The 8,788-nt window shown below is 55.5% G+C and carries 8 protein-coding genes; 6 read left to right on the forward strand and 2 right to left on the reverse strand.

Annotation, left to right across the window (positions count from 1 at the left end):
• Nucleotides 1–197: 197 nt before the first annotated feature.
• The 3 genes from IGS51_RS21140 (at nucleotide 198) to rpmB (ending at nucleotide 2,534) form a co-directional block, all read left to right on the forward strand.
• Nucleotides 198–827 carry a hypothetical protein gene (locus tag IGS51_RS21140; RefSeq protein ID WP_297080729.1) on the forward strand — a complete coding sequence of 210 codons (630 nt, stop codon included), beginning with the start codon at nucleotides 198–200 and terminating at the stop codon, nucleotides 825–827.
• A gap of 546 nt (nucleotides 828–1,373) precedes the next feature.
• Nucleotides 1,374–2,177 (forward strand): MBL fold metallo-hydrolase, encoded by an 804-nt coding sequence (locus tag IGS51_RS21145; RefSeq protein ID WP_297080730.1) that lies wholly within the window; start codon nucleotides 1,374–1,376, stop codon nucleotides 2,175–2,177.
• 120 nt (nucleotides 2,178–2,297) lie between these two features.
• Nucleotides 2,298–2,534: a 50S ribosomal protein L28 gene (gene rpmB / locus IGS51_RS21150; protein WP_068508289.1), complete on the forward strand. Its 237-nt coding sequence runs from the start codon at nucleotides 2,298–2,300 to the stop codon at nucleotides 2,532–2,534.
• A 291-nt stretch (nucleotides 2,535–2,825) separates the two neighbouring features.
• Here the strand turns inward: rpmB and IGS51_RS21155 are convergent, their stop codons facing one another.
• Complete coding sequence (locus tag IGS51_RS21155) at nucleotides 2,826–3,374, reverse strand: response regulator (RefSeq protein ID WP_297080731.1); 549 nt, start codon at nucleotides 3,372–3,374, stop codon at nucleotides 2,826–2,828.
• A gap of 394 nt (nucleotides 3,375–3,768) precedes the next feature.
• Between IGS51_RS21155 and lipA the strand changes: the two genes are divergently transcribed.
• On the forward strand, nucleotides 3,769–4,725 hold the full coding sequence (gene lipA, locus IGS51_RS21160) for a lipoyl synthase (protein WP_297080732.1): 957 nt from the start codon (nucleotides 3,769–3,771) through the stop codon (nucleotides 4,723–4,725).
• Between the two features lie 30 nt (nucleotides 4,726–4,755).
• Here the strand turns inward: lipA and IGS51_RS21165 are convergent, their stop codons facing one another.
• Nucleotides 4,756–5,508, reverse strand: coding sequence for a PspA/IM30 family protein (locus IGS51_RS21165; protein WP_297080733.1), 753 nt, complete (start codon nucleotides 5,506–5,508; stop codon nucleotides 4,756–4,758).
• Nucleotides 5,509–5,707: 199 nt separating this feature from the next.
• Here IGS51_RS21165 and IGS51_RS21170 point away from each other — a divergent pair, with 199 nt between their 5' ends.
• Nucleotides 5,708–6,451, forward strand: coding sequence for an MOSC domain-containing protein (locus IGS51_RS21170; protein ID WP_297080734.1), 744 nt, complete (start codon nucleotides 5,708–5,710; stop codon nucleotides 6,449–6,451).
• Nucleotides 6,452–6,632: 181 nt separating this feature from the next.
• Nucleotides 6,633–8,603: a molecular chaperone HtpG gene (htpG, locus tag IGS51_RS21175; RefSeq protein WP_297080735.1), complete on the forward strand. Its 1,971-nt coding sequence runs from the start codon at nucleotides 6,633–6,635 to the stop codon at nucleotides 8,601–8,603.
• Nucleotides 8,604–8,788: the final 185 nt, after the last annotated feature.

Below are 8,788 nucleotides of genomic sequence, written 5' to 3' on the forward strand. Positions count from 1 at the left end.
AGGTTATCGGTGAGAGTTCAAGCTTGTCTGCCGCCGCACAACTTCACCGTTAGACCGCAAGGTTATCGGTAGGGCGGTACATAAAATTATCTGTACAGAGTATAATGCTATTCCGAACTGTTTGGAGACTAAGCGTACTATTGACTTGAGAAACGCTTGTGTATGCTAAAATCTCCAGAAATTAAAAGCGAATCAAGATGAAAGTAGAAGTTGTAATCCGCACCAAGTATCGCGGTCTAGGCGAGTCTCATCAGTATCTCCATCACGAACTTGGATGGAAGCAGCTACAACACAAAGTCCAAGCCAACGTCAGTAGACCAATTGAGAATAGGTTTCAAGATCATCTTTATGACCATTCTGAGTTGTTTGGTAAAGGATGGCAGCCTTTAGCAAAGAGACGTGAACTGCAAACTATATTGCAACAACTGGGCGTGAAAGTTGACCGCCTCAATCGGAGTGGGATGAATTTTGAGGCTGATCTGGTTTTTCAAAAGGGTGACGAACTTCTTGTGGTTGAAATCATGCGTCCAGGAGTGCGTGTGGATGCAGATCACGCTACTCGAATTGGCATATATCAAGCGTTTCTTGCTGGAAACCTTAAAACACATCGAGTTAGAGGTATGTTGATTGCTGATCCACCCTACCATCGGGGGGTGAAGCAAATGTTAGATAATATATCGAGCTACAATATCGTCTTTTTAACTTGGCAGGAGTTCATAGAGCAGTCTAAACCAGAATTTCAATTTGAGCGAATTCATCTTCTAGATCATGCTCTTAGCCAAATTGCGGGGTTATTACCGCCTTCATCAGACCCTATGTTTGCGTAGTCGAGGCGGTCTAACATAGTCCCTGAGGGAGACAGAGTCAACAGATAGCGTTGAAGAAGCGGTAAGTCTAATTGAAGCCGAGACTCTAAACGCAGCAGACCATAAGCCAGCCGCAAGCTGACTCCATTGAATTCATGACTAGATTCCTAAAAGCGTTCTATTTATTGAACTCTTACGTGCCTTTTAGCGTGGCTTTTACGTGTCCTTTAGCGTGACTTCGCCCATAGCATTACAACCTCATCCGCTGCACTAGCCGTCATTTCAACGGGACTTTGAGCTAGCAGCACTGCCAGCGGCCACTTTTTGCAGTCGAGTGTTGCCAGATGGCGGTCTTGCCAGCAGCGCCAGAGAATGCGTCCCCACTGATACGCCAGAGCGCGAATCGCTTTGGGATGAATTCTGCCAGCTCGCCGCTGCTGCTAATAGAAGGCATTCTTTCCCCCTTCGCCACTTTTTAGAAGGCAAAACCCGGCCGCTCCGGCAAGGGAGCGATAAGATCCAAGGTGTAGAAATATTAAGCATCTGGATTCTGTGGGGGCAGTTGCCATGTATCTCACCTGGCTAGACAATAACTCTTGGCTGATCGACCTAGACGAGGTGCGGATTTTGCTCGATCCGTGGCTGGTGGGGCCGCTGACGGTGGGCAACCAGGAGTGGCTATTGAAGGTGACACATCGCACGCCGCCCGCCATCCCCGACGGGGTGGATCTAATCCTGCTGTCGCAGGGGCTGGAGGATCATGCCCATGTGGAGACGCTGAAGGCGCTGGATAAGGCGATTCCGGTGGTGTGTTCGCCGAATGCGGTCAGCCTTGTGACGGGGCTGGGCTATGGCTCGGTGACGGCGCTGGCGCACGGCGAAACGTATATTTACGAAACGTATACCCACAAGGGCGTTTCGATTCAAGCGTTTCCGGGGTCACCCATTGGCCCGTTTTTGACGGAAAACGCCTATGTGCTGACGGGGCAAACCGAGGGGACGCGGCTCTACTACGAGCCACACGGCTTTCATGCACCTGCGCTGGCAGACCTCGCGCCAGTGGATGTCGCGATCGCCCCGCTGATGACGGTGAAACTGCCGCTGGTGGGCGCGATTATCCAAGGCCAGGAGAGCGCGGTGGATTTGGCGCGATCGCTCCAACTGCGATACCTGCTGCCGACGGGGGCGGGCCAGGCGGTGGACTATGCTGGGCTGCTGCCGTCGCTGCTGAAGGGGGAGGGTAGTCCAACAGAGTGTCGAGCGCTGCTGGCGCAGGCGGGCTTGGCGACGGAAGTGCTGGAACCCAAACCGGGCGATCGCCTTCTGATTTCCCCAGCCTCCTCTCCGGAAACTCCCTCTGTGGCGGCGTAGGATTGCCGTTCGCGCTGTTCTCAAGAGACAGAGTTTTTTTGACCCCTGCTACCTCCTCAATGGCTTCAGAAACACTGTATAATGATTGCTTGTGCCAATTAATGACTTGAGAAAACCGCTATGAGCCGCACTTGTGAACTCACGGGCAAGAAGGCCAACAATGGCTACGCCGTTTCCCACTCGCATCGTCGCACGAAAAAGCTGCAACAGGTGAACCTGCAAGAAAAGCGAGTTTGGTGGCCGCAGGGCAAGCGGTTTGTGACGCTGCGCCTGTCTACCAAGGCGATCAAGACCCTCGAAAAGAAGGGGATTGACGCAATGGCAAAGGCTGCGGGCATTGACTTGAACAAGATGTAATGAAGCTGATGAGCATGAAACTGTGAGAATGAAGCGGTCAGTTTGAACCGCTGGGCGACTTTCTGGCAGTTTTAGAGCCTCACTCTCCTTCGGGACTTTAGGGTTTCAATCAAAGTTTCAAAATTAAGCCCAGGCGTGAGATATTGCTCTTGCGCCTGGGTTTGTGTTGTCAGGGCGATCGCACGACACCTTGTTGGGCGATTAGCTGCTGGGCAATTAGCTTGTGGGGCAATTAGCTTGTGGGGCGATTCAGCGCGGCCGCAATGCAGCGCCCCGCAAAGCTTCGAGCCGTTACTTCAGCTTTTGCTTGATAAACGTAAGCAACTGGGCCATCTGCTTCTTGAGCGTGTCGATTTCGGCCTGCATTTTGTCAATCTTCTGGTTCAGCGCGGCTACCTCTGTGCTGCTGGAGGCGTTGCTTGCTGGGGCTGCCGCAGCCGCGCCCACGCCCACGGGCTGGGGCCATTTCTTGAACTTGGCCATGGCGGATTTGATCGCTTCGACCAGATCCTTTTGCTCAAAGGGCTTTTCGATGAACTCGAAATACTCGAACGGCTCCGGAAGCTTTTCCGTCACCTCTTCGCGGCGACCCGACATCAGCACCAGCGGCGCACGCAGTTCGGGTTTTGCCTGAATTTCCTGAAACACTTCCCAGCCGCTCATGCGGGGCAGCAGGAAGTCTAGCATGATCAGGTTGGGATGCTCTTGGTGAATTAGGTTGATGCCCTCCACCCCATCCTTGGCTTCCAACACCTCAAAATTTCCCTTGGGCAGCATGTCGCGCACCATGTTGCGGATGACTCGGCTGTCGTCGATAACCAGGATTTTGTGACTTGCCACGGTGGACTCCTGCGGTAGTGACTGGAAGGTAGTAGCGAGCGGGAAAAGCAGCGAATCTAGAATTCTAAATAAAGCGGGGAGCAGGCGGAGACTAGGAAGAGCTGCGTATTAAAAACGCGCTTGCTTCAGAATAACGGATGCAATTTTTTGAGACTGACTTTTTGATACTAATACCCAATACCAATACCCAATACTAATACGACTCAGTTTAGCGGTTCATGCTTCAGATCGCGCGATCGCCCGTCAAGATTCGCCCGAAACCGTCATCCTCCCTGCGCGTTGCCCCGAAACTGGGTTTCCTCAACTCAGCTCGCGTCTGCGGCGAGTTCTTCTAGAAATCCCTCTAGAATCGAGGGAAGGGCGATCGCCCCCTCTCCTTCGTTATTGTGCCCCCATGAGCCAACCTGTAGAACAGTTGCCTCCAGAATTTACGCAGGAATTTTCTCTGCCACAACCTGAACGGGCGACCCCTGCGGCCACCCCTCGACCCAGCCTGCCCGACTGGCTGCGGCGGCCGATTGGCAACGCCCGCGACCTGTCTACGGTTCAGCAAATCATCAAAAAGCGGCAGATCCACACGATTTGCGAAGAGGGGCGCTGTCCTAATCGGGGCGAGTGCTATAGCCAGAAGACCGCGACGTTTTTGCTGATGGGGCCGACCTGCACGCGCAGTTGCGCCTTTTGCCAGGTGGATAAGGGGCACGCCCCAATGCCGCTCGATCCCGAAGAGCCGCAAAAAGTGGCGGAAGCGGTGCAGCTTTTGGGCTTGCGCTATGTGGTGCTGACTTCGGTGGCGCGGGACGACCTGCCCGACGGCGGCGCAGGCGGGTTTGCCGAGACGATGGCGGCGATTCGGCTGCGAAACCCCGATACCCAGATCGAGGTGCTGACTCCAGATTTTTGGGGTGGCCCTGGGGGCGAAGCCGCCCAGATCGAGCGCATCCAGACCGTGGTGAATGCCCAACCCGCCTGCTACAACCACAATGTGGAAACGGTGCGGCGGCTGCAAGGGCCCGTGCGGCGAGGCGCAAAGTATGAGCGATCGCTCTTTGTGTTGCAGCAGGTCAAGGTCTTGAACCCCCAGATTCCCACCAAGTCGGGGCTGATGCTGGGGCATGGCGAAACCGAGGCAGAGGTGCTGGAAACCCTGCGGGATCTACGCGCTGTGGGCTGCGATCGCCTCACGCTGGGTCAATACATGCAGCCGTCGCTCGACCATCTGCCCGTGCAGCGGTATTGGACTCCCGAAGCGTTTGAGCGGCTAGGGGCGATCGCCCGCGAGATGGGCTTTAGCCATGTGCGGTCGGGCCCACTGGTGCGGAGTTCGTACCACGCAGGCGAAGAGGTATAGCGGCTGATGCAAACGCAAAGTGGCGATCGGCTAGCTCTCTTCAAGCTGCGATCGCAGGCGGGCCAGGTCGTCGGCTTCGGGCAGTGATCTGGCGGACTCACCGGACGCTAGCTCATGGGCGGGCTTCCCGATTAGTTCTGCCTTCATCGCGGCCAGTTCGCTGTCGATGTCGCCGCCGCTTTCGATCTGGGCAAAGCGTTCTTCGAGCTTGTCGGCATTCAGTTCGGCGATCGCCTCCGACCGTGCTTCCAGATCCAGCACCTTTTGCTCCATTCGCTCGAAGGCAGCCAGTGCCCCCTCAGGGTTATACTTGCCAATCATTTCGTTCAGCCGCTCAGAAGCCTTGGCAGAACGGGCGCGGGCGATGTAGAGATCTTTCTTCGTCTTTGCCTCCGCCAGCTTGCTTTCCAGCATGATCATGTTTTTCTTCATCTGGGCGACGATGCCAGCCTGCTGCTCGATTTGCCCCTTCAGCGCATCGGCGGTGTCTTGATAGGTCTTGCGGCGGGTGAGTGCTTCCCGTGCCAAGACTTCTTCGCCCTTTTGCAGCGCCAGTTGCGCCCGCTGATACCACTCGCGGGACTGGGCCTCTGCCTGGGCCTGCTGCCGCTCGGTGCGCTTTTGGGTGGCGATCGCCTGGGCCACCGCCTGCCTCAGCCGGATCAGGTCTTCTTGCATATCTATGACGGTCTGTTCCAGAATTTTCTCTGGATCTTCGGCCTGGCTGATCAGGCTGTTCAGGTTGGCTCGAATCACGCGCCAGATTCGGTCAAGCAGTCCCATGATGGCTCCGGATGACGAGGTAAAAAAACTGATGCACGGCGAGTTGTTTTATATCGTAACGTAGTCGGCGTTTGGGGGGCAGGCAAGCAAGCTATAGAAAATTGCTCTGGCAGCCTTTTCACGCAGCCTTTTCACAAAGACGTAAAATCTTGAAATTCCCAGAGTCCTCGATTTTGCCCTCTCTTTTTGGCGTTCGACTTTGCAGATTCTCCACCTGTTTACCAAAACCGCGTCCGGCGAACCGCCCACGCCGTGCGATCGCCTCTGGTTGCGGCGGGGGCTGGGCATTGACGGCGATTCCCATGCGCGGGCGGGCAGTCCCCGACAGGTGTTGCTGGCCAGCGCTCCGGTGCTGATAGAACACGGGCTGCGTCCGGGCGACTTGCGAGAAAACATCCTGCTAGACGGCGTGGTGGAAGCACTGGTATCGGGTCAGGTGTTGCAGCTTGGCGAGGCGGCGCAGGTGCGGATCATGGGCGACTGCGAACCCTGCGCCTATCTAAACACGCTCCAGCCGGGGCTGGCAAAGCGGATTAATGGACAGCGGGGAATGCTGGCGATGGTGATTCGGGATGGGGCGGTGCGGGTGGGCGATCGCGCCGTTGTGTTGCCGCAGACCTTTCCCGCCGTGCCCAACGACACACGGGGCAAACTGCACGAGTTTGTGGCGCGGATTCCGCCGGGGCGTGTAGTGCGGACGACGGAATTGCTGGTGGCGCTGGGGCTAACGGCCAGCCACTATCGCGCCATTCCCGTGCTGTTGAAAAAGGCAGATGCAGGATTGCCTGTGCATCGCGTCGTGGGTGCAGGCGGACGGTTGCTGACTCAGCATTTGCCCGACCAAGCGGAACGGCTGGCAGCCGAGCAGGTGGAAATCGAACAGGGCGAAGTGCGGGCGGAATTCTGCTGGGAGCCGCAGCAGTTTCACGCGCTGGAGGTTTGATGGGGCCGGATGGGGCTGCAAATTCGCGCTGGTAGGGAAATCCGAACTCGCGCAACCGAAACCCCGGCCGACTAAAATTAAGAGGCGATCGCAGGATTGATGACCTGCTCGAAGGATTGCACCGAAATTCATCCTTCCGCTGCCTCCATTCCATTAACCTTTCCCCTCTCTTCCAAGACCTATGACGACGATTCTGGAACAGGGCAATATTTCCATTCATACCGAGAATATCTTCCCGATTATCAAGAAGTGGCTCTATTCCGACCACGAAATCTTCTTGCGGGAGCTGATATCCAACGCCGTAGACGCGATCCAAAAGCTGCGAATGGTGTCGCACTCCGGCGAATATTCCGGCGATTTGGGCGATCCACTGATTGAAATCAAAATCGACAAGGACGCGAAAACGCTGTCAGTGTCCGACAACGGCATCGGCATGACCGCCGACGAAGTGAAAAAGTACATCAATCAGGTGGCGTTTTCTAGTGCCGAAGAGTTTGTCGAAAAGTACAAAGCCAGCGGCGATCAGCAGATTATTGGTCACTTTGGGCTGGGCTTTTATTCGTCCTTTATGGTGGCGAAGCATGTCCGCATCGATACGCTGTCCTACAAAGATGGCGCTCAGCCCGTCCGGTGGGATTGTGACGGGTCTACGGAGTTTCAGTTGTCCGAGTCCGATCGCACGACGCGGGGCACCACAATTACGCTGACGTTGCAGGACGAAGAAGAGGAATACCTGGAAACCGCCCGCATTCAGCAGTTGGTGCGGAAGTATTGCGACTTTATGCCCGTGCCGATCTACCTAGACGGCGAGCAAATCAACCGCCAAAAAGCACCCTGGAAAGAGTCGCCCAGTTCGCTGACCAAGGATGACTACCTGGAGTTTTATCGCTATCTCTACCCGTTCCAGGAAGACCCGCTGCTGTGGGTGCATTTGAATACCGATTATCCCTTTGTCGTAAACGGCATTCTCTACTTTCCCAAGCTGCGCCCCGATGTGGACGTGACCAAGGGGCAAATCAAGCTGTTCTGCAATCAGGTCTTTGTCAGCGACAACTGCGAAGAGGTGATTCCCCGATTCCTGATGCCGCTGCGAGGCGTGATTGATAGCTCCGACATTCCGCTGAACGTGTCGCGCAGCTTCTTGCAGAACGATCGCACGGTGCGCCGTATTGCAGACTACATTGCAAAAAAGGTGGGCGATCGCCTCAAGGAACTTTACCGCGACGACCGCGAAGCCTACATCCGCAGTTGGCAAGACCTGGGCACCTTTGTCAAATTCGGCTCGATGAACGACGACAAGTTCAAAAAGCAGGTCGAAGATATCCTGATTTTCCGCACAACCTATCAGGAGCCACCTGCCGAGAAACCGGCTGTAGAAGTGCAGACTGCCGAGGGCGATGTGTGGGAGTCGGGTGCTGCCGCTCCGTCTAATACGGTCGATGGCAAAACCTACACCACGCTCAAGGACTACCTTGAACGCAACAAGGAACGTCATCCTAACCGTGTCTTTTACTGCAACGATGAGGCAAACCAAGCGACCTATGTGGAACTGCACAAGAGCCAGGGGCTAGAGGTGCTGTTCCTGGATTCCTTCATCGATTCGCACTTCGTCAGCTTCTTGGAGCGAGAGTATCCCGAAGTGCGCTTCTCGCGGGTCGATTCCGAACTCGACGATACGCTGATCGACAAAGACCAGGCAAACGACATCGTTGACCCGACCACCAACAAGACCCGCAGCGAACAGATTAAAGAACTGTTTGAAAAGGCGCTGAACAAGCCCAAGCTGACGATTCGCACCGAAGCACTCAAGTCCGACAATGCCGAAGCCGCGCCGCCCGCGATGGTGCTGCTGCCCGAAAGCCTGCGCCGCCTCCAGGAAATGACCGCGCTGCTGCAACAGCAGGAAATGGCGTTCCCAGAGGAACACATTCTGCTGGTAAACACGGCCCATCCGCTGGTGCAAAACTTGCTGTCCCGCAGCCAGAACACCATCCTCCAGCCGGACGGATCTGCTGCATCAGATGACCTCTCAACGCTGCTCTGCCAGCACATCTATGACCTAGCTCTGATGAGCCAGAAGGGGTTTGATGCCGAGGGCATGAAGGCCTTCGTAGAGCGGTCAAATCAGGTGCTAACCCGCCTGACTCGTTAGGCATCGGGCGCTGGAATGGTAGCTGCACAAGCAAAAAAGGGGGAGCTTCTAGAAAAAGTCAAGAAGAGTCCCCCTTCTCATTGCGAGTTAAAAATCTGCGCGAAAGATACCGAGTCTAGAGGGTTCCAAACCCCTTCTTTTTCTTGTCCTTTTTCTTTTTCTTAGAGGGCGGCCCGCCGGGATAG

The organism is Thermoleptolyngbya sp. M55_K2018_002 (genome assembly GCF_015295965.1).
Lineage (GTDB): Bacteria > Cyanobacteriota > Cyanobacteriia > Elainellales > Elainellaceae > Thermoleptolyngbya > Thermoleptolyngbya sichuanensis.